Annotated in this window: 19 protein-coding genes; 6 read left to right on the plus strand and 13 right to left on the minus strand. The window is 34.8% G+C overall.

Translation table 11 applies throughout. The annotated features are described in order from the left end of the window. Position 1: 1 nt before the first annotated feature. The 4 genes from NBT05_RS08010 to NBT05_RS08025 all read right to left on the minus strand — a co-directional run bounded on the left by NBT05_RS08010 (position 2) and on the right by NBT05_RS08025 (position 6,014). The gene (locus tag NBT05_RS08010) at positions 2–1,069 is read right to left on the minus strand and encodes a hypothetical protein (RefSeq protein ID WP_265772965.1); all 1,068 of its coding nucleotides are present in this window, start codon (positions 1,067–1,069) and stop codon (positions 2–4) included. Further along, on the minus strand, positions 1,066–2,163 hold the full coding sequence (locus NBT05_RS08015) for a glycosyltransferase (protein WP_265772966.1): 1,098 nt from the start codon (positions 2,161–2,163) through the stop codon (positions 1,066–1,068). Before NBT05_RS08015 ends, NBT05_RS08010 begins: the two co-directional genes overlap by 4 nt. A 12-nt stretch (positions 2,164–2,175) precedes the next feature. Next, positions 2,176–3,642: a glycosyltransferase family 2 protein gene (locus NBT05_RS08020; RefSeq protein ID WP_265772967.1), complete on the minus strand. Its 1,467-nt coding sequence runs from the start codon at positions 3,640–3,642 to the stop codon at positions 2,176–2,178. An 800-nt stretch (positions 3,643–4,442) separates the two neighbouring features. Further along, positions 4,443–6,014, minus strand: coding sequence for a DUF4301 family protein (locus NBT05_RS08025; protein WP_265772968.1), 1,572 nt, complete (start codon positions 6,012–6,014; stop codon positions 4,443–4,445). A 362-nt stretch (positions 6,015–6,376) separates the two neighbouring features. On the opposite strand from NBT05_RS08025, the gene corA reads away from it, so the two are divergent. The 3 genes from corA to NBT05_RS08040 all read left to right on the plus strand — a co-directional run bounded on the left by corA (position 6,377) and on the right by NBT05_RS08040 (position 8,378). Next, positions 6,377–7,441 carry a magnesium/cobalt transporter CorA gene (gene corA / locus NBT05_RS08030; protein WP_265772969.1) on the plus strand — a complete coding sequence of 355 codons (1,065 nt, stop codon included), beginning with the start codon at positions 6,377–6,379 and terminating at the stop codon, positions 7,439–7,441. A 90-nt stretch (positions 7,442–7,531) separates the two neighbouring features. Then, entirely contained in the window at positions 7,532–8,002 is a 471-nt protein-coding gene (locus NBT05_RS08035; RefSeq protein ID WP_265772970.1) for a hypothetical protein, read from the plus strand. Between the two features lie 19 nt (positions 8,003–8,021). Next, positions 8,022–8,378, plus strand: coding sequence for a hypothetical protein (locus NBT05_RS08040; RefSeq protein WP_265772971.1), 357 nt, complete (start codon positions 8,022–8,024; stop codon positions 8,376–8,378). Between the two features lie 56 nt (positions 8,379–8,434). Here the strand turns inward: NBT05_RS08040 and NBT05_RS08045 are convergent, their stop codons facing one another. Together NBT05_RS08045 and NBT05_RS08050 are read right to left on the minus strand one after the other, a co-directional pair. Next, entirely contained in the window at positions 8,435–9,184 is a 750-nt protein-coding gene (locus NBT05_RS08045; RefSeq protein ID WP_265772972.1) for a LytR/AlgR family response regulator transcription factor, read from the minus strand. A 3-nt stretch (positions 9,185–9,187) separates the two neighbouring features. After that, entirely contained in the window at positions 9,188–12,193 is a 3,006-nt protein-coding gene (locus NBT05_RS08050; protein WP_265772973.1) for a ligand-binding sensor domain-containing protein, read from the minus strand. Between the two features lie 954 nt (positions 12,194–13,147). On the opposite strand from NBT05_RS08050, the gene NBT05_RS08055 reads away from it, so the two are divergent. Further along, entirely contained in the window at positions 13,148–13,690 is a 543-nt protein-coding gene (locus tag NBT05_RS08055; RefSeq protein WP_265772974.1) for a hypothetical protein, read from the plus strand. On the opposite strand, the gene NBT05_RS08060 is transcribed toward NBT05_RS08055, so the two are convergent. From NBT05_RS08060 to NBT05_RS08090, 7 genes are all read right to left on the minus strand, one after another. Beyond that, positions 13,687–14,088, minus strand: a complete 402-nt coding sequence (locus tag NBT05_RS08060) for a DUF2452 domain-containing protein (protein WP_265772975.1) — start codon at positions 14,086–14,088, stop codon at positions 13,687–13,689. The two genes, NBT05_RS08055 and NBT05_RS08060, sit on opposite strands and share 4 nt — an antisense overlap. A gap of 7 nt (positions 14,089–14,095) precedes the next feature. Continuing rightward, complete coding sequence (locus tag NBT05_RS08065; RefSeq protein ID WP_265772976.1) at positions 14,096–14,389, minus strand: TIGR03643 family protein; 294 nt, start codon at positions 14,387–14,389, stop codon at positions 14,096–14,098. Between the two features lie 11 nt (positions 14,390–14,400). Further along, entirely contained in the window at positions 14,401–15,885 is a 1,485-nt protein-coding gene (locus tag NBT05_RS08070) for a cryptochrome/deoxyribodipyrimidine photo-lyase family protein (RefSeq protein WP_265772977.1), read from the minus strand. Next, positions 15,875–17,407: a cryptochrome/photolyase family protein gene (locus NBT05_RS08075; RefSeq protein ID WP_265772978.1), complete on the minus strand. Its 1,533-nt coding sequence runs from the start codon at positions 17,405–17,407 to the stop codon at positions 15,875–15,877. Before NBT05_RS08075 ends, NBT05_RS08070 begins: the two co-directional genes overlap by 11 nt. 10 nt (positions 17,408–17,417) lie before the next feature. Further along, positions 17,418–18,722 carry a DASH family cryptochrome gene (locus tag NBT05_RS08080; protein ID WP_265772979.1) on the minus strand — a complete coding sequence of 435 codons (1,305 nt, stop codon included), beginning with the start codon at positions 18,720–18,722 and terminating at the stop codon, positions 17,418–17,420. Beyond that, complete coding sequence (locus NBT05_RS08085; protein ID WP_265772980.1) at positions 18,719–18,859, minus strand: DUF2256 domain-containing protein; 141 nt, start codon at positions 18,857–18,859, stop codon at positions 18,719–18,721. Before NBT05_RS08085 ends, NBT05_RS08080 begins: the two co-directional genes overlap by 4 nt. A 134-nt stretch (positions 18,860–18,993) precedes the next feature. Further along, positions 18,994–21,132 carry an ATP-binding protein gene (locus NBT05_RS08090; protein ID WP_265772981.1) on the minus strand — a complete coding sequence of 713 codons (2,139 nt, stop codon included), beginning with the start codon at positions 21,130–21,132 and terminating at the stop codon, positions 18,994–18,996. Between the two features lie 275 nt (positions 21,133–21,407). Here NBT05_RS08090 and era point away from each other — a divergent pair, with 275 nt between their 5' ends. Further along, a complete protein-coding gene (era, locus tag NBT05_RS08095; protein ID WP_265772982.1) occupies positions 21,408–22,292 on the plus strand; it encodes a GTPase Era in 885 nt (294 codons plus the stop codon). 49 nt (positions 22,293–22,341) lie between these two features. Beyond that, a complete protein-coding gene (gene der / locus NBT05_RS08100) occupies positions 22,342–23,649 on the plus strand; it encodes a ribosome biogenesis GTPase Der (protein WP_265772983.1) in 1,308 nt (435 codons plus the stop codon). The last annotated feature ends 90 nt before the right edge of the window (positions 23,650–23,739 follow it).

Consider the following 23,739-nt stretch of genomic DNA (forward strand, 5'->3'; position numbering starts at 1 on the left):
TTTACAGGCTAATTAAAATTTCAGAAAGATTTTTTTGGGTTAAGGCTTTATTGATCAGATCCGCATCATACTGATTTGATTTTAAAAACCTGGCAAATTCTACAAAGCTTCCGGGTAAGTATTCTTCAGGAATATAATCTGGTAAAGCGTCGAGTTGAGACATTGATTTTGTGATGTTATTACTATCAAAACGGACTCCTAGTTTATTTTTTTCCATAAGTTTACAAATTTCGTTTTGTTCTTCAAAGGGCCTTTCTTCCGGCACCATCAAGAATTTTCGTTTTCTGGATAATAGTTCTGAGGTGGTATTGCTTCCGCAGGAAGAAATGATATAATCCGCATGATCGATATAAGGAATAATATTACTTACAAAACCGGGATAAGTGATGTTCTTATGTTGCTGATGTTCCGGAACACTGCCTAAAACAATAATCTTGGTATTGGTAAATCGATCTGCTAATTTTTTATAGAAAGAAGCATCCATTTTTGATCCGCCTTTCCCCTGAATAACCAAAATAAAAGGAACTCCCACCGGATCAAGATAGTTACCGGTAGTTTTTGCTTTAGATATAAATCCGGTATAATAGGTTTTTCTTCGTACCCAGTCCGGGGTGTCTTCGGATTCTAAACTTTCAGGATAATACGCCATTAAAAAGCAAGCTTCCCGGTATGCGTTGAGGTGCGGGGCATCATTACGTTTTCCAAACATACGCCGATAGGCAAAAGGCACGGAAGCTACCCTGGCTAGTGTGGCAATTTCTACATTTACATCTACCAGTAGCAGCTTGATTTTTTTCTCTAAAATGGTATTTAAAATAGTGGCACTACGCGAAGTGATTTTAGACAGGTTCATTGGCGCGCAATGTAAGTATTCCGGTGTTTCGTAATACTCCATATCATACTCAGTGCCGGTCAGTTCTTCATCTTCAATCGGTACTACCTGTTCTTTATAGGTAAAGTCAAAACTTGAAGGGGAGAAGATAGTCATATCTTCTTGTAACTCCTTCATTAATTCATTCGCATAGTTGCTGTGACCATAGCCATGATAGTGTGCGTAATACCCTATCATACGACCATCGTTTTAGGTTGTGATTTATAAGTCAAACGGTAGTATAAATCTTCATAGGAGTCAATCATATATTGAATATTACAAAAATCTTCAGCTCGCTGCCTACAATCTTTAGGAACAATCGTAAGTAAACGGGTTAATACCTCACCCGCATTGTCAAATGTTGATCCTTCTTCTAGTAAGATTCCGCAGCTATCCGTTAAGATTTCCGGAGCAGCACCTTTGTTATAAGCAATAACCGGGGTTCCGGTAGCCAGGGATTCGGCAATAACTAATCCATAAGGTTCTTCCCAAGTACTAAAAAACAAGGTAGCCAGAGCATTTTCGTAAAGCATATTAATTTCAGATTGTTTGAGGTGGCCTTCATAACTAATTAAAGGATTACTTAAATGTGGCGCTACTTCTTTTTCGAAATATTCCGGTACACACTTAGGTCCTACGATTTTTAAAGGAAGCTTTGCTTTTAAAGCAAAACTAATGGCATCTTTTACCCCTTTTTCTTTACAAATTCTTCCGGTAAATAAAAGGTGCTCAGATTTCTTATTGGGACTAAATTGCCACTGATTAAGATCAATTCCATTATACACCACTTCGTAGTGATCAATATAAGGTTGCCAAATTTGCCCCAAACGATTGCTTACGGCAGTAAAAACCTGGTTGTTATGATCCTTTACAGCTACGGTACCTAATTGTAATAAAGGAAAGGGCGGCGTATGTAAGGTAGTAATCATAGGTTTGTTGATATTATTCCCTATAATGATCGGAGCGTAATGCAATGAGTGATTATGAACCACATCATAATCCGCATTCGCAATTCTGTTGATAGCCTTAGAATACGCCAGGTTTTTAAGTACAAAAGCTTCATCAATGCCATCCAATTCTGCCAGGTATTGATCAACCGTTTCCAGTTGCATTCCCTGATCACAAAGCGGGATTACATGAGCTAAAGTTTCTGAATCTTTATGAGCGTATAAATCTACGTCATGCCCTCTTAGTACCAATTGATTACAAAGAATATGGGTCAACATTTCTAATCCGCCGGGATAGGGTTCCCGTATAGGATAATGTGCGTGTGCGATTACAGCAATTTTCATAAGCCAAATTTTTTAAATACTAGTACTGGTTTTTACTGCTTTTCTGGTTTCTCCCAATTCATAAATGGTGACAAGTTTGGCCAGAAAAATTAAGGTCCCGAATACAGCAACGATAGCGCCGTACCAGGCAACCGGATATGAAATGAATAATAGCAATCCGGTAAGAAGTAAAATCAGGGGTGTTATAAAGTCCTGTATGGTAAAAGTTCCGTTTTTATAAAATTTATTAGTTCGGTTAAAAGGTTTTTCTTTTTGGAAAAAGATATTCCACCAGTAAAAAGCACCATATTCTATAGTAGATAAATGCGCGCATAACATTGATAAAGCCCTTAAGGGGTGGTTGGAAACCTTCTGCAAAGCTATGCCCATATATAATACTAAATGAGTGAATACGGAGAAACCGGCTAATCCTAAAATAGAATAAATATTAATTTCAGGATTTGCTAATTTTAATAAGGTACTATACACCACACAAAGTAACGGAATACCTAAAAAATTGATCCAGGCAGTTAATTGTAAACTTAAAAACCATTTTTTCTTTAGCGTAATTGTTCGGTTTTGAAGTAGCGTTAGTAGTACCTGTAGATTACCAAAAATCCAGCGGGCACGTTGTTTTCTAAAATCTTCAAAAGTACCGGGAATCAGTCCTTGTCCGATCACTTTATTCTTAAATCCGGTTTTATAGCCTTTCTCTAATACAGATAAGCCCAACATAGCATCTTCGGTAATACTAGAAGCACTCCAACCTTTAATAGCATCCAATACTTTAATATGTATAAGCGTCAAAGTACCAGTAGGTAGTGCCACATCTTCATAATTTGCCCCTTCAGAAAAACAGTCAAAATACAGTTCGTAATTATCACTGATTCCTGTGGTAGAAAGGCTAGTGTTGCTATAAGATTGCGGGTATTGTAGTACAGCCAATTTCCTGGAAGTTATAGTGGCAACCGCATCACTTAACGCGTTTTGATGTAAAATATAATCTGCATCCAGGGTAAAAATATAAGTTGCCTGCTTTGATGTTAATTTACGAGCCAGGTTTAAAGCACCTGCCTTATAACCAGACAACCGCTTTACATTAATAAAAGTCACCTTATCTCCCAGAGAACCTGCTAAGAACTCAATAGGTTTCCAAAGACTCTCATCTTTGGTATTATTAGAAATAATTATAATTTCAAAATTGTCATAGTTTTGATTGAAAGCAGCTCTAACGGCAGAAGCTACCACGGCGGGAGGTTCTGAACAGATAGGAATGTGTATACTGACAAAAGGTTTTTCCGTTTTCTCTTTTACCCTAACTACTTTCTTCTTCTTTGGAAAAAGTAACACCCGGGAAACCCCTGTAAAAAGTATAAACAGAAAATTGATACTTAAGATCAGTTCAAAACTGTAAGGAACAAAAAATAACGTAATGACGAGAAATATACTGATCATTACCACTTTTTGAAGCAACGAAGTTTGATATTTTTTGGTAATCATTTTGTAAAAGTATTTGTTATGTAGCTTCAATTTACTATTCGAAATAGGTGGGGCATAACAGTATTCAGGTAATGTTTAACACTGGCTTTTCCTTTAGCAGACAATTAACGTTCGTTGAATAGATTATCCTAACTTGTTGTTAATTAATAGTATTCAATTAAATTAGCCAGATTTTAAATGAGTTCAAAATGTTGAGAATGCAGTCCATCTAGTTAATGAGTAACATCTAAATAATGGGGAAATCTACTTAATAAATTACTTTAAGGAAAGGGATAAACTATCCTAAAGGTCAAAATAGTATCTTTTTATTTTATAGAGCAAAGCTTAACTTTAAAATGCACCCCCTTTAAATTAAAGAGTTCAATGTTGTATAAAATTGAAAATCAGTGCTTAGTATATTTTTTAGTAAAACTAAAGGGTTTTAGAAATAAATGAATAGATTAAATAGAAAGAAAGCCAAAGTCTTTAAAAGTTTGTATTACAGTTGCTCTAAGTGAAGTTGAGAAAATTGTGGTTTGATTTTATAATTATTTTGACTACTGTCAATAACAAGCGTAGTTGGATTACTAATGTAATAAAATAGCAATTTTATAATTTTTCAGACAAGCTTAAATTAAACCAGCGAAATAGCGTAAAGCGTATTATAAAGTAATTGAAAAGTGCAATCTTATAAGTAAGACGCTGTTTTAGACCTGTTATCTTTACCGTAGGTTTATAAGTTCAATAAACTTAGCTATCATAGTTCCTTTTACTTGCAGGAAGGTAAATGTTGGTATTTTCGACTTTAATAAACCTATTTATTACGAAATTAAATCTTCCAGCCCTTTAAAAGGTTGGTATAAACGTTGGGGCATTTCGATTAAAATAGTATTCCATTTAAGCATATTGCCATTCCATAGACCCGGGCGTTGTAAACAGGCGATATCCTGGTCTTTATGAAACCGTACACTTCTAAAGCCTTCTTTATTATCACAATATTCTGCCAGGTTATATTTTTCGCCATTATATCGTTGGATAGAACAAGCCATTTCGCCAGGAACGTAATATTCAATATTTTTATAGAGTATATCCTGTTCTTCACTTAGATGGTTTAATTCCTCAGGATGTACCAATGCCAGGTGTTTACCATTAGCATGAGAAATCCAGCAGGGTTTGCTTTCTCCGGGTTGCGACCCTTTAATAGCAGCACATACCCGTAAGGGTTTATCCAGGTATTCGCAGATTAATTTATTCTTTTCTTCGGTGGTGAAGTTTTGAATTTCCGAAGGTAGTACAATATTGAATTCTTTTTTGATTAAGCGAATTACTTCTTCCGTACGTTGAGGATTGGGTTGGTAATTCTCATCTCTTAATTCAGTAATAATGGTATCTGCCAGTCTCCTTGAACTTAATAATTGAGACATAAGGACCCGGCGAAATCGGTTCAGCGGTAATTGTATTTTTTTTGACTTTACATTTTCTGCCCCTGAAATATAAATAATATCATCTTTAATTTCATTCAAAGCGGATAAATAAACTCCATGTCCCGGAGTGCTAAATAAAATTGAGTTGTCCTTTTCACGTACAATTTCATTTTTATTGTTTACACAAATAGTTTCACTTTGTACCGGGCAATGAATAAAGTTTACGGTTACATTTTTCATCTTTTTAATAACCCGGGGGGTAGATATATTATTCAATACATCGTTAAACTGCTTTTGGGATTTTGAAGGAACGCAAAATTGCATAGCCACATGTTTAAACTTAGACCCTTCCCGGAGAGCTTGTAAAAACCTGCCTTCAAAAAGGGTAACGGATGACTTTTTCAAACGTTTATAAAACGGGAATAGCATTTTCGGTAACGTATTGAAATTGATATTGGCACCGTATAAAATCTCGTGCGTCATATGCAGTTTACCTAAGTCCGTATGTCGAGCAGATTCATTGTGTTTTTTTAAATTTTGTTGCAGGGTTTTATAAAAAGGAAATCTTTTAATTTTTCTAAAAAAAGTAGCAAGTTGATAGCTTTGATTCCGGTTGACATAGCGCCCGAAAGATTCTTTTTCAGGATCAAATTGCGCATAAAACTTCTCTAAGGTGGCTACAATTTCATTATACTGGTTTGACGAAACTATAAAATGGCATAAATTTAAGTTTTTAGACTCTTTTTTAAATTGTTGTTTTAACTTTTTAACCGTAGCTTTCTCCTGCTTTACTACCCCGTTTTCTTCCTGTGCGCCTTCCAGAATATGTACTTCCTTTCTATTAATCATAAGGGTTTCATACTGATTTCGGACAATTTCTTTTGTAATTCCCCTTAATCTGAATTCAGCTTCATCTAATTCTGAAAAATTAGAAGTAATATCCTGTGGGGCGGGAGTAGATATATCCATATAGCGCTGGTTTTAATCAGTATTGGTAAAAATTAATGAATAAGAAAGCCATAGGTAACATACAAAATTATGCTTATAGCAGTAGGTAAAAATATGGTTAATATAAAAAAGGCTTTTTCTTTTTAGCGCAAATGTTTAATGGTATCCGAATTAACTGCAAGTTCACACCTTGGATAAGAAGTACATGAATTTTTCATTTTTATTTTAAGTCATTACCGTTAAGCGCTTTTTATATTTTTTAGTAAACTGTGTCAGATTTTAACTTACGCTTTACGAACCTTATAAGAATATAGCAGGAAAAATACTACATTAGTGACTTAATATGTGTACAAAGCATTAATGTAGTTTGTAAATATCTATCTATGGAAAAAACAACCTCATCTCTACAACAAGCCGTTAATCACGTACCTGGTACTGTAATCTACACGGGTAATAAGGAACCAAATGAGCTTTACATTGAGGTTTTTGAATATAATTCTAAGTTTTACGAAGAAAAAGAACTTAGCACTATTGAAGAAGCCTTTCACTATTCGGATACCACACCTACTACCTGGATCAATATTAATGGATTAAGTCATACGGATGCCATCGAAAAAATAGGGGCAAATTACAATCTGCACCCACTCATATTAGAAGATATTGCACAGACCCAACAACGGCCTAAAATGGAGGAGTATGAAGACTACTTATTTATTGTATTAAAAATGCTATACTTTGATGAGCATCAAAAACTAAAAATTGAGCACGTCAGTTTAGTATTGGGAAATACGTTTGTGATCTCCTTTCAAGAAGCCAGTGGTGATGTGTTTGAACCCATTCGAAATAGGATTAGGAAAGCAAAAGGTAGAATAAGGGCAATGGGTTCTGATTACTTGCTGTACGTATTGATGGATGCCATTGTAGATAACTATTTTCAAATGATTGAATATATGGGGGATAAGATAGAAGGCCTGGAAGATCACCTCTTTCAAAAAGATATACGTGAAGATATTACCCAGGAAATTCAAGAGTTAAAAAGAGAAATTTTAAAAATAAGAAAAGCTGTTTTTCCACTTAGGGAAGTGATCAATAAGGTTGAAAAAAACGAACATCCACTCATACAGGAAAAAACACAAATTTATCTACGGGATTTATACGATCACATTATCCAGGTATCTGAAAACGTGGAAATCTACCGGGATATGATTTGGGGATTGATGGATATGTATATGACCACAATCAGCAATAAAATGAATGAAGTGATGAAAGTACTGACGATTATCGCTTCAATTTTTATCCCCTTAACCTTTATGGCAGGAATCTACGGAATGAATTTTGAATACATTCCGGAGTTAAAATATCGTTATGGGTATTTTGTATTATGGGGTGTTATGATTGGTACCTTTATAGGGTTATTGTACTATTTCAAAAGAAAAAAATGGTTGTAACTGTAGTCTTTTCAGTATAAATTTAGTGGCTCCTTTATTAATTTTCGGGTGAATTGTATACATTTACATATCACGTCAAATCTTAATTTTATGAGGCATCAGGCAATCCGATTTACAATCAGACACTTTTACTTTCTTCTTTGTATAAGTATACATTTCTTATTTTTTTCTTGTACAACGCTATACGATCATTATACCTTTACGGAGACGATTGAAACTAAAGTACAAATTGAGAATTTAATCCGGCAATCTGTCAACTCGTTTTCTGAAAATAAAGAACAAGTTACTGCTTTTCAAAATCAATTGCAAAAAATGTTAATTTATGAAAAGGCAAAAGATAAAAATGAAATTACTATCAAAATGTGGGAATATATAAATAGTCCGAATTCTTCCGTAAGTAAATTTTTAAAATTATGGGAAGAAAAAGACACATTAAGTCCGGCATTTACTGAAGAATTTAAAGTCCCGATACAACGTATTTTTGATCTTATGGTAGCTTACGAAAACAAAAAGGATCAACCTACCGAAGATGCTTTACAACAAATATTGCAAACCCCTTAATCTATAAAATACTTAGGATATGAAAGAAAATGCAATAAACCAGGATATCAACGATAATCTTTTGGAAGAATTAAAAAGTTCTATACTTACGTTAGTTAAAGATAAGTATGACATGGATAGTAAAAAGATTAAGAATGAAGTTGAAGAATTTTTACAATCTTCAAAAGATCGATTGATTAGATGGACGGTTTTACTGGCAGAGAAAAGCATAACCCCGGAAGAATATGCTCTGCTTTTAACCGCTCAAAAAGATGAATTTGTCATTCAATCTTTATATCAAGCAGGCATCTCCCGAATTTCGTTAGGGCACCTTAAAAATAAGATTATCGATGTCATTATAGATACGGTTATTCGTTTTTTAACGGGAAAAGTTTAGTAAGTTTTAGCTTAATTCTTTTATCAAAGAGAAATAGTTAATTTGACAAATAGGTGCTACCGGTGCATACTATCTAATATTTCCATGACTTCCACCTTTTTACGAACGGAGACCGGTACGTTATCTCCATTTTTTAAAACTAAATAACCACCGTCTGACTTGATAAACGCACGGATGCACTGTAGGTTGACCAGGTGGCTTTGATGTACTCTTAAAAACTGGTAACTCTTTAACATATCCGTAAAATATTTTAAAGTTTTAGTTACAAATATCTTTTGTCCGTCTTCCAGGTAGAAAATTGTATTATTACTGTCGGATTCACATCGCACAATATCATCTAAGCTCACTATGATAATTTTATCGAGCGTATGTAAGGATATTTTATCCGGTTTCTGCTCCGGTGCAGAAAGGGTTTCTTTTAAAATACTTAATCGTTCGGGGTTCGGTTGGATTTGTTCTTTGGCTTTTTCTACGGCTTGTGCTAATTCTTCACTGGAGTAAGGCTTCAGTACATAATCAATAGCGGCAAATTTAAAAGCCCGAATCGCAAATTCATCGCTGGCCGTTACAAAAATAATTTTTGATTTAAGGTCAGGAAAAATTTCCAACACATCAAACCCAGTTCCGTCACCTAACATAATATCCAAAAACAGAATATCCGGTTGTTTACTTCTGAGGGCTTTTGCTGCGGTAACTACGCTCTGTGCCGTATCAATAATTTTGATATCCTTATGATTCGTTTCCAGGTCCGTCTTCAATAAATGAAGCGCATCCGGCATATCTTCTACAATAATCGCTGTAAGCATAGTTTAATAGTCTGTTTTTAATGGAATATGAAATTCAATTCTGGTTCCCGTAACACTACCGTCTTCTGCAAGTACTTCCTCAATTTTTAAAGCATCCTTACCGGATATTGAAGTTAAACGCTCGGTGGTTACCGTTAATGCCATGGATTGATGATCTGTTTTTAATTTTGCCTTTTGCGATTGAAAGATCCCCGAGCCGTTATCCACAATTTTACAAAATAAATGTTCTTCTGTGGTTCTGAAATACACTTTTAATACACCTTCTTTTACTCCTTTTAAAATACCATGCCGGATCGCATTCTCTACAAAAGGTTGAATCAACATAGGCGGAATAAGGACTTCTTCCGGATCATAATCCGAATCCAGGTTAATTTCGTATTCAAAATTTTTGGAAGCCATTAATTTTTCAACCTCAATATAATGCTTAATAGTATTAATTTCCTGATCCAGGCTAATATCATCCTTTCTGGAATTGTACAGGGTTTCTCTCATTAAGGTGGCAAACGTATTGATGGTAGTATTCATTTTAACCGGATTGTTAGATCCCATGGCTTTAATCCCGTTTAAGACATTAAAAATAAAATGGGGATTCATCTGTAACCGTAGTGCCTTTTGCTCTAAGGATAACAAGTGGTTTTGCATTTGGAGACGTTCCTGCTCAACTTTATTTTTAACCTTTACCTTTCTGATTTTATAAAAAGAAATTCCGGTCATGGCAGCAAGAAATAACAATAGAACAGCTATTTGAAAGGATAACTTTTTATAAAAAGGACTGTCAATAAATATTTTAAAAGTAATCGGGTCACTTTGTTCCCAGCGATAATTACGGGATTGAGCTGTAAAAGAATGGGGGCCAAAAGCTAGTCCGGCTAAATTTTGCTTTTGTTCTGAAGTCCAGGGGCTCCAGGCTGTCTTATTCAAACGGTAACGGTATTCAATATCCTGCGGATGATCCAGGTCAATAGTAATATAATTGAAGGATAATTCCGTCTGTTCCGGAGACAATTGTAACACTTTTTCCTCTTTGGCCCACTTATCGGGATTGATAGAATCTAACGGACGGTAAGCAATTTCTAAATTTTCAAAATGAATTTTGGGTTTGATAGTTTTCTTTTTAACTATGCTGGGTTTATATTTAGTCAATCCGTAAATAGCACCAAACCATAAATTGTGACTACTATCTTTAGTAACAGCATTTAAACAAGTCTCAATCCCTAAAAAACCATCGTTTACTCCATAATGAAAGACATCATCAATCTGGTCCAGTAGATTGATTTTAATTTTATCTACTCCTCTTTCCGTACCTACCCATAGATGATCGGTACGGTCAAAAATCATCTGATAGATATTATTAGAATATAACTCCTTATCTCCTAGTAACCGGGCAAATTTTGGTTTTTTGGAAAGAAAAGACCACCAGATGCCTGATCCCTCCGTACCCAGGTAAATTTTATCCCCTTTAAATACTAAAGAATTAATAGAAGCGCCTTGTTTTAAAACATCCTGATAATGGGTTACTTTATTATTTTTTACAAATCCCATGTCACCATCACGGGTAACATACCACATACGACCTTTTTTGTCGGGTTTCAGATCCTTTATATAAAGATCCTTGATTCCACTTCGTTTCGCGAATTTATAGATGTTGCGAACCTTATTTTTCTTATAATCATAAACAAATCTGGTGATTCCTCTGGAGTAAGACGCAACCCAGATGGTATCCTCAATAACCTGTATGCTTCTAACCCAGTTAGAAAGTAAACCTCTCTTTTTATTAATAATTATATTTTCAATGGCAAAGGTGTCCTTAAGGCTGGTAGCATTATCAAGATAGCTTATTTTCTTTAAAATAATACCTTTACCTTCGGTTCCTAACCATAAATTACCTTTGTTATCACTATCAATGGTTTTAATTTTTGTATTTCGTAAGGAAGCAGGTTGCGGAATTCTATGAATATGGTCGTTATCAATCTTTACCAACCCGTTCTCTGAATTAGAAGCCCATATCTGGTCTTCAATAGCATGTACTGCGTACACACGATTGCCTTTTAAACCATTATCCTGGTCGTAGTGGGTAAAGTTATTTTGAAAAAATTTATAAAATCCTCCCCCTGACGTGGCAATCCAAATAGTAGACTGACTATCCGTAATGGTTTTTTGAACGTTAGATACTGCCAGGCCGTTTTTTGTACCAATACGAGAAATAATCTTACGGTTTGAAGAGTCAACAATATAAACCCCCTGGTCGTCAGTAGCGCACCATAATTCTGTTTCTTTGTGGATAGCCAAATCCGTTACCCGTTTAGGCTCATTGATCCAGTTATTACCATAAGACTTAGCATTAGTCATGACTTCTAAAACTCCGCGGTCGTAAGCGGCTGCGTATATTTTATTATCTTTAAAGAGTACTGCCGTAAAGTTAAAGGCACTGTGGCGTATGGGTTTTGTCTTTCCATCGAGGCTTCGGATTTTATATAATCCCGAATTTGTAGTGATCCAATAAAGTTTTCCATCATAAGCAATGCCGGTTACTCTGCTTTTATCAATTTTTTCACTAATAGGATACTTGCTAATACCCTGAGCCGGGTCGTATGACAACAATCCACTATTAGTTGCCAATAAAATTTGATGGTTCTTATTAAAAATTTTATAAACCGGAGTAGTAGCATAGTTAATAATATCACTACGGGTCTTGATAGATAAGCCTTTACGATTACCTATAAATAAGGTGTCACCTACGGTTTTAAGGGTGTTAACATAATTTGAAATTAGGTCATCACCTTCATTCCAAACTTTGAACTCTTTCCCGTCAAACCTGCAAATACCTCCCCCTCGTGTTGCTAACCATAAATAGCCCACATCATCCTGTACAATGTCATGAACCTGTGATTGGGGTAAACCATCTTCAAGTGTATACGCACGAAGACCTCCGTTCTGAGCATAGCCTAAATAGAAACACCCATAGGCAAAAATAAAAAAGAGTAGTAATCGGTTTATATACAGGGGCATTAATTGCTATTACGATTGCTTCACAAATATAATTAAAGATATTTCCTTTTAAAAGAAATGAGTTGAATTAAAGGAAATTTACCAGCGAAACCTCTACTAACTGTTTTATATAAATACAATTGGAGTTCTCGCTGATAATTTTCAAGAGTTGGATAGTAGGATATAATATTTTAAAGTACGTTACTACTTGTAGTTTTTAGTGTAGTACATTCCAGCTTAAAAAAAGTACCAGGCCTACTAATAAAAAACAGTATAAAATCATAATTTTATAAAAAATAAAATCTTTGTTTTTATTAGAATTAAATAGAAAAGGTAAGTGTGTATGTTTTTGATAATTTAAGTTCATTTCCCGGACTATTTCTTAAAAGTATGTTTAGTATCTAGCAATTTTATAAATTCAATGTATGCTTATTTTATATAAGTAAAGTATCTTGTAAGTCTCAGAATAGTAAATATTCTGAGAGACTTACAAAGATATTCCTTAAAGATGCTGAGATCATAAATAGTAAAAGCGATGTTCTTTTCAGTGGTTCCCCCCCAACTTCGTAAAAGATATTATCTGCTACTCCGTTTTCTTTAACTCCTGACTTTAATAATCTACTCTTAATGTCTTCTGAAAACTTATCGTTTTTCAGGTTTTAAACCCCATTAAACATAGAAATTTAAGAACCGACATATTTAGAAATCAATCTATCTTAAAGCATTATTTCGATTCAAATGTAAATAGGATAAAGCGTTATCAAGGTGTAAATTTAGAATTTGAAGATAAGGGTTTAGTATTCGTAAAGTCAATAAATAACACTCGCGAATTCCTGTATTTTAGTAACGCTTTATTGAAAAGTACTTTGTGAAAATAGCAATAAAAGCACATCTAATTTGGCAATTTCTTAGTTGTCTATTTTTAATTGTCAATATAAAATCGTATACTTAGGGAATAAACCCAAATAATTAAACATGAAAAATTACCTATTTTTATGCCTTATGGCCTATTTCACCTTGTCTTGTGATGATGCAAAAGATGCTTTAAGCGAACTTACAAAATTTGAACTAGAGTATGACTCGGAAATTACAGTTCCTGCCACAACCATTGTAAATACTCCAATTACACTGGATACTCCTCCGGTTACTACGAATTCCAGTACACGATTTGAAGAGCAAAACACCAATGCCGATCTCGTAGAAGGGGTGAAGTTACTAAAAATGACCTTAACCATTACGGATCCTACCGATGGCAATTTTGACTTTTTAGAAGAGTTAAAAGTAGGGATTAAAGCGGATGGACTGGAAGAAGTACAGGTTGCTATTGCCAGTGATATTATGGATGATGGAAAACGTATCCTGGAGATGGAAACTTTTGACGTAGAATTAAAATCTTATATTATTCAGGATGAGTTTAGTCTAAATGTTTCTACCACTACAGATCAAACTATAAATGAAGCGTATGATATTAGTATAAAGTCTATTTTTGAAGTAGATTTTGAAGTTCTGGGACTTTAATCCATTTTTTGCCAAAGTTTGTCAGCTGTAAGTTGAAAACTACCCAAAAAATGAAAGTTACATTCGGAAGGAGCAATTATTGATAAAAATAATTGCTCCTTTTTATCCTTATACAGGTGATAGGTTTGTCCCACTATCGGTTCAAAATTAAACCTGGCCTGGTAAACTAAATTATTATATTCATACTCTGCCATTAACGCATCATACTCTTCTTTTAACTTATCGTAACGTGTTTTAATCTGATGATTGACTTTATTGATATTGCTATTTTTCCAAGCAATAGTATCTACAGTAGTAATAGCTGGAGCCGATACATCCGTAGCATAGGGTTTTAGACCCGCATCATATTTATTTTCTTCTTCATTAAAAACTACCTGATCCGGTTTTTTACTGGTCATACTGCTGTTATCTTTTAGAAATTTTATTATGAGTAATCTGTTTTTGACGGGAACATTTAAACCGGGCGTCATCAATACCATACATTCTTTTCTGTGAATGTTTGGTCTTTCTACCTTGAACCCGGGCCCGCCACATTCTAAAACTGGAAGGCTTCATTTCCTTCCGCATAATTTCTATCACTTCCTGCTCTGTAATTCCAAATTGTAATAGAATTGCATCAAAAGGGGTTCGGTCTTCCCAGGCCATCTCGATAATTCGGTCTAGTTCTCTTATGGAAAAATGTTTCTTTTCTTTCTTCATAGTAATTATAATTAGTCAAACGGATTACGGTCTGCTAAGGTATGCTTCTTTAAAATACGGACACTTTCCTGAAGTACCAAAGGATCTTCTTTTAATTGCCAAAGCGTATCACTGGCTTTCTTGCGAGTCTTTTCAATCTCAATAATTGGTTTTGGGTATAAAGTTTCCAGGTTGATATTAGCAAACCGCTGATCTAAAATCGTCATTTTATAAGGTTCATGTATAAAAGAGGTAGGCACATCCCTAAGTTCAGGAACCCATTTTCTGATAAATTGTCCGTCCGGATCATGTTCTTTACTATTGCGAACCGGATTGTAAATACGTAACATATTAATTCCGGTCTCACCTGCCTGCATTTGCAATTGCGGAAAGTGGATTCCGGGTTCAAAATCCAGAAACATTCTAGAAAGATGAGAAGAGGCAGCCTGCCAGGGTTGCCATAAATTATGGGTAAAAAATGATACGACCATTGCCCGCATCCTGAAATTAAGATAACCGGTTTCCCGCAGGCAACGCATACAAGCATCGATTAAAGGATATCCCGTCATACCGTTTTCCCAGGCAATTTTATACTCCTTAGATAATTGTTTTTTTAATTTTCCGTAGCCTTTATTAATACTTTCAAACTCCATCGTATCTTCCATCTCAAACTTCTGAATAAAATGCGCTTGCCAACGTAATCTAGAGGTAAACCCATCAATTTCTTTTTTATAAGGAGAAGTTTCTCTGAATTTTTTGGCATATTGCCAGACTTGCCTTACCGATAAATTACCCCAGGATAAATAAGGAGACAGCCGACTGCAACCTTTACGTGCTAATAGAGGTTTTGAAATATGACGGTTGTAATTAATATATCGTTGTTTAAAAAAAGAATCCAGGTACTTATGAGCATAAGGAACACCCCCGTGCTGAAAGTTAGAATTTTCAGTATAAGTTAATTCTTCAATTTGCAGAGATTTTTCTAGAAGGGCTATTTGTTCGAGCGTTATAAAAGAATTTGGTTTCGGAGAAAAAGGAAATAGCTCTTCTTGCATGTAGGTTTCCCATTCTTCTCTCCAGTACTCCCGGTCTTTTCTTCCTCTTGTAACCCCGTTATGTATATGTTCCTTCCAGGTAATCAGGTTATTTTTACAAAACCTGGCAAAGGCTTTATCACGTTCATAGGTAATTTTAATTCCGGTTTCCTGATGCGAATACACCGTATGTATTTTCCAGAATTGTTGTAAAATACTAAAGGTTTGTATTACCTCTGCATTAGCGGTAACTATCTTTGTATTGTAGGGTGTCAAAGTTTCATTTAAATGAAGTATGGATTGCTTTATAAACCGCCAATGGCGTTCATCATAATGCTCATCGTTTTTAAGGGAATTTTCAAAAACATACAATAAAAGTACAGGTTGTTCTTGTTTTATAGCATGATAGATGGCTTCATTATCAAGCAATCGAAGGTCTCTCTTTAACCATACAATATTTACTTCCTGCTTTTTAGTACTCATGGGGGTTTTCAATTATATGATTGGCTCTCTCTTTATAAGCAGTTAATTGATCCGGACTCATTTTATTTAATAAACTCATCATCATACTCATTCGCTGGTTACCTTTAAAATAAGCCCTTTTATCATCCAGGAAATTCCAGTACAACACGTTAAACGGACAGGCATCATCTCCTAATTTTTTACTAACCTTATAGTGGCAACCTTTACAGTAATTGCTCATTTTATTAATATAGCTACCTGTAGAAACATAAGGTTTGGTCGCTACAATACCTCCGTCTGCAAACTGGCTCATTCCCCGGGTATTGGTCAATTCAACCCACTCAATAGCATCAATATAGATGCCCAGGTACCACTCATCCACTTCATCTGGGTCACATTGCGTTAATAATGCATAGTTTCCGGTAATCATTAAACGCTGGATATGATGGGCGTATGCGTCATCTAAGCTTTGGTGTATGGCGTGATGCAAGCAATTCATTTTGGTTTTACCCGTCCAGTAAAATTCCGGTAATTTATTTTTATTCTGTAGTTTGTTTTTTTTCTTATAACTCGGCATTTCTTTCCAGTAAACACCTCTCATATATTCTCGCCATCCTAAAATCTGCCTTACAAAACCTTCTACCTGCGAAATACGGATGTCCTCCTGATGCGATCGCCAGTAGTCAATAATCGTATCAATCACTTCTTTAGGGCTTAACATCTTACTGTTCATCGCAAAAGATAACCTGCTGTGAAAGAGGTATTTTTCATCTTCATGCATGGCATCCTGATAATCCCCAAAATGAATCAATAAGTACTTACAAAAATATTGGAGTACTTCCAGGCATTCTTCGCGAGAAGTAGGCCAATCAAAATCTTTTTCATTAATATTACCTATGGTTTGGACTTCGTGTTTCTCTAGCAGGCTTACTATTTCAGCTACATTTCTGTCATACTCTTTTTCTGGTGGAATAGGGTCTTTTCCCGTCCATTTGTTCCGATTACTTTTATCAAAATTCCATTTGCCACCTTCAGGTTCTTTTTCATTTACCATCATCACACCGTATTTTTTACGCATATCCCGGTAAAAGTATTCCATGGTCATTTGTTTTTTACCTTCAAAAAAACCGGTTAAATCGGTTCTTGAAGTCAAAAAATGTTCGGTATCAAAAGATTGAACCGGTAATTGTAACAAACTACTAATTTCTTTTAGTTGTTGATCCAGGCGATATTCATCAGGTAATTGATATTCAAAAGAAGTTGCTTTCTGTTCTTCGGCAACTTTTTTTAAATTTTCTGTAAGATTTTGAGTGTTATCCAGGTCATCCAGGGTGTAATAAATTACCTGATGCCCATTATCTTCCAGCCACTTTTTAAAATTACGCATGCTTATAAAAAACGCTACCACTTTTTGGATATGGTGTTTTACATAATCCGTTTCCTGGCGCATTTCTGCCATAAAATAGCGTACGTCACGATCCACTTCCTGAAACCAGGAATGTTGCTGATTTAATTGGTCTCCCAGGATTAATCTTAGTTTCATAGCCTCCGGATTAATGTATGATTTGTTCCAACCATAAATTCTGAAATTCCTGTTGCGGGTCGTAGCGTTCGGCTTGCCTTTGGATATTAAACTTACGATTCCTGGGGTCGTTACCAACTCCTGCTACGTACATCCAGTTGCCGTAGTTGCTATGTACATCATAATCCACCAGTTGTGATTCAAAATAAGAAGCCCCGATCCGCCAGTCCAATTCTTTTTCTTTGGCAAAAAAAGAAGCTACATTTTGCCGTCCCCGATTACTCATCCATCCGCTGAATTTTAATTCCAGCATATTGGCATTCACAAAAGGTTCTTCGGTTTCACCGTCAATCCACTGCTTAATTTTATTCGAATTGGTACTCCATTCGTAATCTTTATCTAAGATGCCGGTAATTTGAAAAATTTTATCTCTATGTTTTAAAGAAACGTATTTAAAATAATCCCTCCAGATAAGCTCAAAAATTAACCAATAAGTAGAATCATTAGAAACTACCTCTTCTTCAAAACGTTTTACTTCATGGTAGATACTTCTGGCAGAAATACTACCATTCGCTAACCAGGCAGATAGTTTTGAACTATAGGCTTCACCAACCAGCCCATTTCGGGTTTCTTTATACCGCTTTAGATTTTCGGTTTCCCAGAAGTAATTTTCAATTCTACGTTTTGCATTTTTACTACCACCTTTAAAAGTAAATGCAGCTTCTTTAGGAACATAAAATCTAGAAAAGCCTAATTGTTGTAGAGAAGGTATTTCAGTGTCTGTAGGAACTAAATTCTCTTTTGACATTTTTTCTACAGAAACAACAGGCCTTACCTTTACATACTTTTCACATTTCTTTCTAAAGACCGTATAAATCTTTGGGGTATCGTTTATCTCAAAAGGTACATCCTCCGGGTGAAAGAGAAATTGGTCGTAAAGTTCGATCCAATCTACGTCAAAGCGTTTAATTTCGGATTTTACTGCATCCGTCACTCTGTTTTCATTACGTGTCCATTCTTTTTGAGAATACATCGCATGAATTTTAAATTCCAGATTATCAATAAATTGAGGAAAAACATCTTCGGGTTGTTGTTGGAAGATAAATAACGAGATGTTTAGTTGTTCTAATTGATTTTTTAAATCCGTAAGAGTTTCAATTAAAAATTGTGCCCGGTGCTTTTCTGTTCTTTTAAAACCAAATTGATTTACTTCAAAAGCACGAGGATCAAAAAAGTAAAATGCCATAACCCGGTCATTTTCCTGAACCGCTTTAGATAACACCTGGTTATCCCGTGTTCTTAAATCATTTCTAAACCAAACTATTGCGTTTTTCATTCCTTCTTATGATTGTTTCTTCTACATTTTTCACTACAATATTGTACCTGCTCCCAATCTCTTTCCCACTTTTTACGCCAGGTAAATGGTCGTTTACAAACCTTACAGGTTTTAACAGGTAAATTTGCTTTCTTCAAGGTAATTATATTGTTTAACAAATTTACTAAAAAGCTAAACAAATTTTGATCTTAATAAGAAGATTAACAGTTCATATCGATTAGAACAGGAACCGGAAGGTCATACAATAATGTTATCTAAGCTACTTTCATACCTATTTACGAAGAACATTTAGAATTACATTAAAAAAGTGTTGCGTAGCATAAGGTTTAATAAGAATCTCATTAATAGCGACATTTTGCAACAAGGGGTCGTCTTGTTTCATTTCAGAAGCCGTTAAAAGTACAATAGGGATGGAAGTGTCTGATTTCCTAATCTGTTTTATAGCTTCAATACCGTTCATTACAGGCATATGTAAATCCATCAAGATAGCATCATAGGTTTTATTTTGAAACATATCAATAGCAATTTGACCGTTATCCGCAAGATCACAAATAAACCCAAAATTTTCCAGGGTCTTTTTAGTAACCAGTTGGTTGATTTTATTATCTTCAGCTACCAGGATTTTTTTATTGACGATGTCAAAATCAGAATTTTGAGTTTGTTCGGTTTGTTTTATATCCTCTTTTACCGTTTTAAAAGTAAGTTCAAACCAAAATCTTGAACCTTTACCCAGTTCGCTTTCTACGGCAATCGTTCCTCCGTAAAATTCAATTAACTTTTTAATAATCGGTAAACCAAGTCCGGTTCCTTTAAAAGCACTTTCTTTAGCATCCACTTGTGAAAAACTTTCAAAAATATCTTCTTGTTTATCTTCAGGAATACCAATGCCATTATCGATCACTTCAAATAATATTTGAATATCCGTAGAGGTGTATTTTGTACAACTCAATTTCAATTGAATAAGGCCACCAGCGGTGAATTTATTTGCATTACCAATGAGATTGATTAATATTTGAGACAATCGAAGTCGATCACCCGAAACAATAGTAGGTATATCAGGATCAATATGATATTCAATCTGGTTATTTGCTTCATCTGTTAGATTATCAAAGGATTTTACAATACTAATAGAAAGTTCTTTAAGATTAAAACTTTCTATGATCGGTTCGATCTTACTTACCTCTATCTTACTCATCAGTAAAATATCATTAATTAAATTTAATAAGTAATCTCCTGAAAATTTAAGGGAGTTTAAATATTCACTTTGTTGTTCATCCAGATTTTTAGAATTTAATAATAAAGAAGTAATTCCTACTACTCCGTATAAGGGGGTGCGTAGTTCATGACTAACCGTATTGATAAATTGAGATTTTTGTTTTAGTGCTTTCTCATATTTATCATTAGTCAATTGCAGTTGATCGTTTTGAACCGATAGGAGGGAAGCCAATTTAATGTTTTTCCTGTTCAGGTACCATAACGTAAATAAAAAAACCACTAAGACTGCAAGAGAACCAATAGCAATTTTAGATAAGATACGCGACCGGTTCATCCTACTTTCAGCATATCTTTTTTCTCGCTGGAAATGAGCTACCTCAAACCTGGAGTTTGCAATTTCGTTTTGTGCTTTTTGCATATTTTGAAACTCCTGGTCTTTTAAATCCGCATAAGTCAATAGATTGGCAATAGTAGCTTCCGGTTTACCTAATGCTCTTAGAGTAAAAGCATAATCTTTATAGATATCCGGAACAGCATCCACATCATGTTCTTTACCGAGACGAATCGCTTCTTGATAAGCATCTGCGGCTAGATCTAAAGAATCTATAGAATGATAATACTGACCGTCAATATGATAGAAATACGTACGTTCCTGAGGGTTCCCGTAAGCAAATGTAAATTCTTCACAAAGATTCAGGATATTTTTAGCTTCTGCATATTGTTTGTTTTTTGCATAAGCCCAGGCCATATTAAGTTGCACTCTGTTTTCTGCGATTGAATCTACCGGACGAAGTAGGGTTAATGCTTGTTTATAATTTTTAATAGCACCTGTTAAATCCTTGTAGCTATCTATACGGATAATAGCAATATTACCTAAAGCCCTGGCTGCAAGAAGAGAATCTTTATTTTTTTCAGCAATTGCTGCGGTTTTATTAAAAAAATCCACGGCTTTTTCCATCTCTTCTAGCTGATAATATACAATCCCTTGTAAATTATAAGCTTCGGCCTGATATCTTTCCTTTTGCGGATTAGGAAGGTTTTCAACTAAGATTAAAACTTTATTGTTATTATTAATAACCTCGCTAATATCATCATCGTAGATACGTCCTTTATTGTGTAATAATATACTATCCACTACTTGCTCAATTTCTCCTTTTAATAAAGCACGTTGTGCAGAAATACCTGGAATCGACAAGAAAAATAAGCTTATCAAAAACAGAAAATACTTTCGGAAATTATGAGTAAATAAAGATTGGTTTAAACTTAAATACATAACAGTTGGTTACAAGGTCATAGAATGTTAATAAATATAACAGTTATTGTAGTAATTAGCTAAAATCTTACTAAAATCACCCTTAATTAGGTCTTTTTGATTGGAATTTACGGTAAAGCCGTCTGCTTTAAAGTTTTGTTTACTACAGCTGATGTTTATCGCAACAATAGCTTACTTTTAAAGTAAATTTGTACTATATGACACATAAAGCAGGGTTTGTAAATATTATTGGAAATCCTAACGTAGGAAAATCAACCTTAATGAATGCATTTGTAGGGGAACGCCTATCTATCATTACATCTAAAGCACAAACCACACGACATCGTATTCTGGGAATTGTAAACGGAGCTGATTTTCAAATGATCTTATCCGATACACCAGGAATTATCAAACCTGCCTATGAATTACAGGAATCCATGATGGATTTTGTAAAATCTGCTTTTGAAGATGCGGATGTTTTAATCTATATGGTAGAAATCGGAGAAAAAGACTTAAAAGACGAAGCTTTTTTTACTAAAATTACTCAGGCTAAAATACCGGTATTTTTATTACTTAATAAAATTGACACTTCAAATCAGGAACAATTAGAAGAACAACTGGAATGGTGGTCAAAAAAAGTACCTAACGCCTTAATTTTTCCAATCTCTGCGCTTCAAAATTTTAATGTAAAAGAAGTTTTTACTCAGATAGTAGCTTACTTGCCGGAATCTCCTCCTTTTTACCCAAAAGATCAGTTAACGGACAAACCGGAACGTTTTTTTGTAAATGAAGCTATTCGTGAGCAAATTTTACAGAACTACAAAAAAGAAATCCCTTATTCGGTAGAAGTAGTCACAGAAGAATTTTTTGAGGATGAAAATATTATTAGAATTCGTTCTATTATTATGGTAGAGCGGGATTCGCAAAAAGGAATTTTAATTGGTCATAAAGGGAGTGCTTTAAAGCGAGTAGGGGTAGAAGCAAGAAAATCATTAGAAAAATTCTTCGGAAAACAAATCCATATTGAATTAGTGGTGAAAGTAAATAAAAACTGGCGGAATAACGAACGGCAACTTAAACGTTTTGGGTATTTAAATAAATAGTAAAAGTTCGGATAGAAAGGCTACTTTTGCAAAAAATCAAATCATTGCTATGAGTGCAATTGTTGCTATTGTCGGTCGACCAAACGTAGGAAAATCCACTTTTTTTAATCGATTAATTCAGAGAAGAGAAGCTATTGTAGATGCAGTAAGTGGGGTTACCCGGGATCGCCACTATGGAAAAAGCGATTGGAACGGAAGGGAATTTTCATTAATTGATACTGGGGGTTACGTAAAAGGAAGCGATGATGTTTTTGAAGCTGAAATTGACAAACAGGTAGAACTGGCTATTGAAGAGGCAGACGTCATTATTTTTATGGTTGATGTAGAAACGGGAATCACCGGAATGGATGAAGATGTGGCGAGTTTACTACGTAAAGTTAAAAAACCTGTTTTTTTAGCGGTAAATAAGGTCGACAATGCCATGCGGGCTGCAAATGCCGTGGAGTTTTATAACCTCGGACTTGGTGATTACTATACTATTGCCAGTATAAACGGGAGTGGTACCGGTGAATTGTTAGATGCCCTGATCAAAGAACTACCGGAAAAACAAGAGGAAGTTGATAGTGACCTCCCCAGATTTGCAGTTGTCGGAAGGCCTAATGCCGGCAAATCCTCGTTTATCAATGCATTAATCGGAGAGGATAGATATATTGTGACCGATGTAGCCGGAACGACACGTGACGCTATCGATACTAAATACGATCGTTTCGGATTTGAATTTAACCTGGTAGATACTGCTGGAATCCGAAGAAAATCAAAAGTAAAAGAAGACCTGGAGTTTTACTCCGTTATGCGATCTATTCGTGCTATTGAACATAGCGATGTATGCTTGTTGGTTGTAGATGCCACCCGGGGTTTTGACGGACAAGTACAAAACATTTTTTGGTTAGCCGAGCGTAACCGAAAAGGTATTGTTATTTTGGTAAACAAATGGGATTTAGTTCAAAATAAAGAAAGTAATACCTTAAAGGATTATGAAAAGCATATTCGTCGTGAGATAGAGCCATTTACAGATGTACCTATTGTATTTATCTCCGTACTTAACAAACAACGAATTTTTAAAGCTATTGAAACTGCCGTAGAAGTATTTAAAAATCGTTCTAAAAAGATTAAAACCAGCGTAATGAACGATACGATGTTGCCTATTATCGAACGAAATCCACCTCCGGCGTACAAAGGTAAGTATGTAAAAATTAAATATTGCATGCAATTGCCTACGCCACAACCACAGTTTGCTTTCTTCTGTAATTTACCACAATATATCAGGGATCCGTATAAGCGCTATCTAGAAAATCAACTACGTAAAGAATTTAATTTCCACGGAGTACCCATTGCAGTATATTTTAGGAAGAAGTAGCAATTATAAACTCTGGATTAATAGTCCAATTTTTCTAAAAGTATAAATTTTAGAGGTTAGGTGATTGTTATGCTCATTTAAACCACTTCA

The sequence above is a fragment of the Aquimarina sp. ERC-38 genome (genome assembly GCF_026222555.1).
Lineage (GTDB): Bacteria > Bacteroidota > Bacteroidia > Flavobacteriales > Flavobacteriaceae > Aquimarina.

Excerpts from the sequence above, each read along its gene's own strand:
- NBT05_RS08045 (WP_265772972.1), bottom strand. The coding sequence starts at position 9,184 with ATGCTTACAGCGATTATTGTAGAAGATATGCCGGATGCGCTTCATTTA.
- NBT05_RS08050 (WP_265772973.1), bottom strand. The coding sequence starts at position 12,193 with ATGCCCCTGTATATAAACCGATTACTACTCTTTTTTATTTTTGCCTAT.
- NBT05_RS08060 (WP_265772975.1), bottom strand. The coding sequence starts at position 14,088 with ATGACCAGTAAAAAACCGGATCAGGTAGTTTTTAATGAAGAAGAAAAT.
- NBT05_RS08035 (WP_265772970.1), top strand. The coding sequence starts at position 7,532 with ATGAGGCATCAGGCAATCCGATTTACAATCAGACACTTTTACTTTCTT.
- NBT05_RS08065 (WP_265772976.1), bottom strand. The coding sequence starts at position 14,389 with ATGAAGAAAGAAAAGAAACATTTTTCCATAAGAGAACTAGACCGAATT.
- NBT05_RS08015 (WP_265772966.1), bottom strand. The coding sequence starts at position 2,163 with ATGAAAATTGCTGTAATCGCACACGCACATTATCCTATACGGGAACCC.
- NBT05_RS08080 (WP_265772979.1), bottom strand. The coding sequence starts at position 18,722 with ATGAAAAACGCAATAGTTTGGTTTAGAAATGATTTAAGAACACGGGAT.
- era (WP_265772982.1), top strand. The coding sequence starts at position 21,408 with ATGACACATAAAGCAGGGTTTGTAAATATTATTGGAAATCCTAACGTA.
- NBT05_RS08025 (WP_265772968.1), bottom strand. The coding sequence starts at position 6,014 with ATGGATATATCTACTCCCGCCCCACAGGATATTACTTCTAATTTTTCA.
- NBT05_RS08055 (WP_265772974.1), top strand. The coding sequence starts at position 13,148 with ATGAAAAATTACCTATTTTTATGCCTTATGGCCTATTTCACCTTGTCT.
- corA (WP_265772969.1), top strand. The coding sequence starts at position 6,377 with ATGGAAAAAACAACCTCATCTCTACAACAAGCCGTTAATCACGTACCT.
- NBT05_RS08070 (WP_265772977.1), bottom strand. The coding sequence starts at position 15,885 with ATGAGTACTAAAAAGCAGGAAGTAAATATTGTATGGTTAAAGAGAGAC.
- der (WP_265772983.1), top strand. The coding sequence starts at position 22,342 with ATGAGTGCAATTGTTGCTATTGTCGGTCGACCAAACGTAGGAAAATCC.
- NBT05_RS08075 (WP_265772978.1), bottom strand. The coding sequence starts at position 17,407 with ATGAAACTAAGATTAATCCTGGGAGACCAATTAAATCAGCAACATTCC.
- NBT05_RS08020 (WP_265772967.1), bottom strand. The coding sequence starts at position 3,642 with ATGATTACCAAAAAATATCAAACTTCGTTGCTTCAAAAAGTGGTAATG.
- NBT05_RS08040 (WP_265772971.1), top strand. The coding sequence starts at position 8,022 with ATGAAAGAAAATGCAATAAACCAGGATATCAACGATAATCTTTTGGAA.
- NBT05_RS08010 (WP_265772965.1), bottom strand. The coding sequence starts at position 1,069 with ATGATAGGGTATTACGCACACTATCATGGCTATGGTCACAGCAACTAT.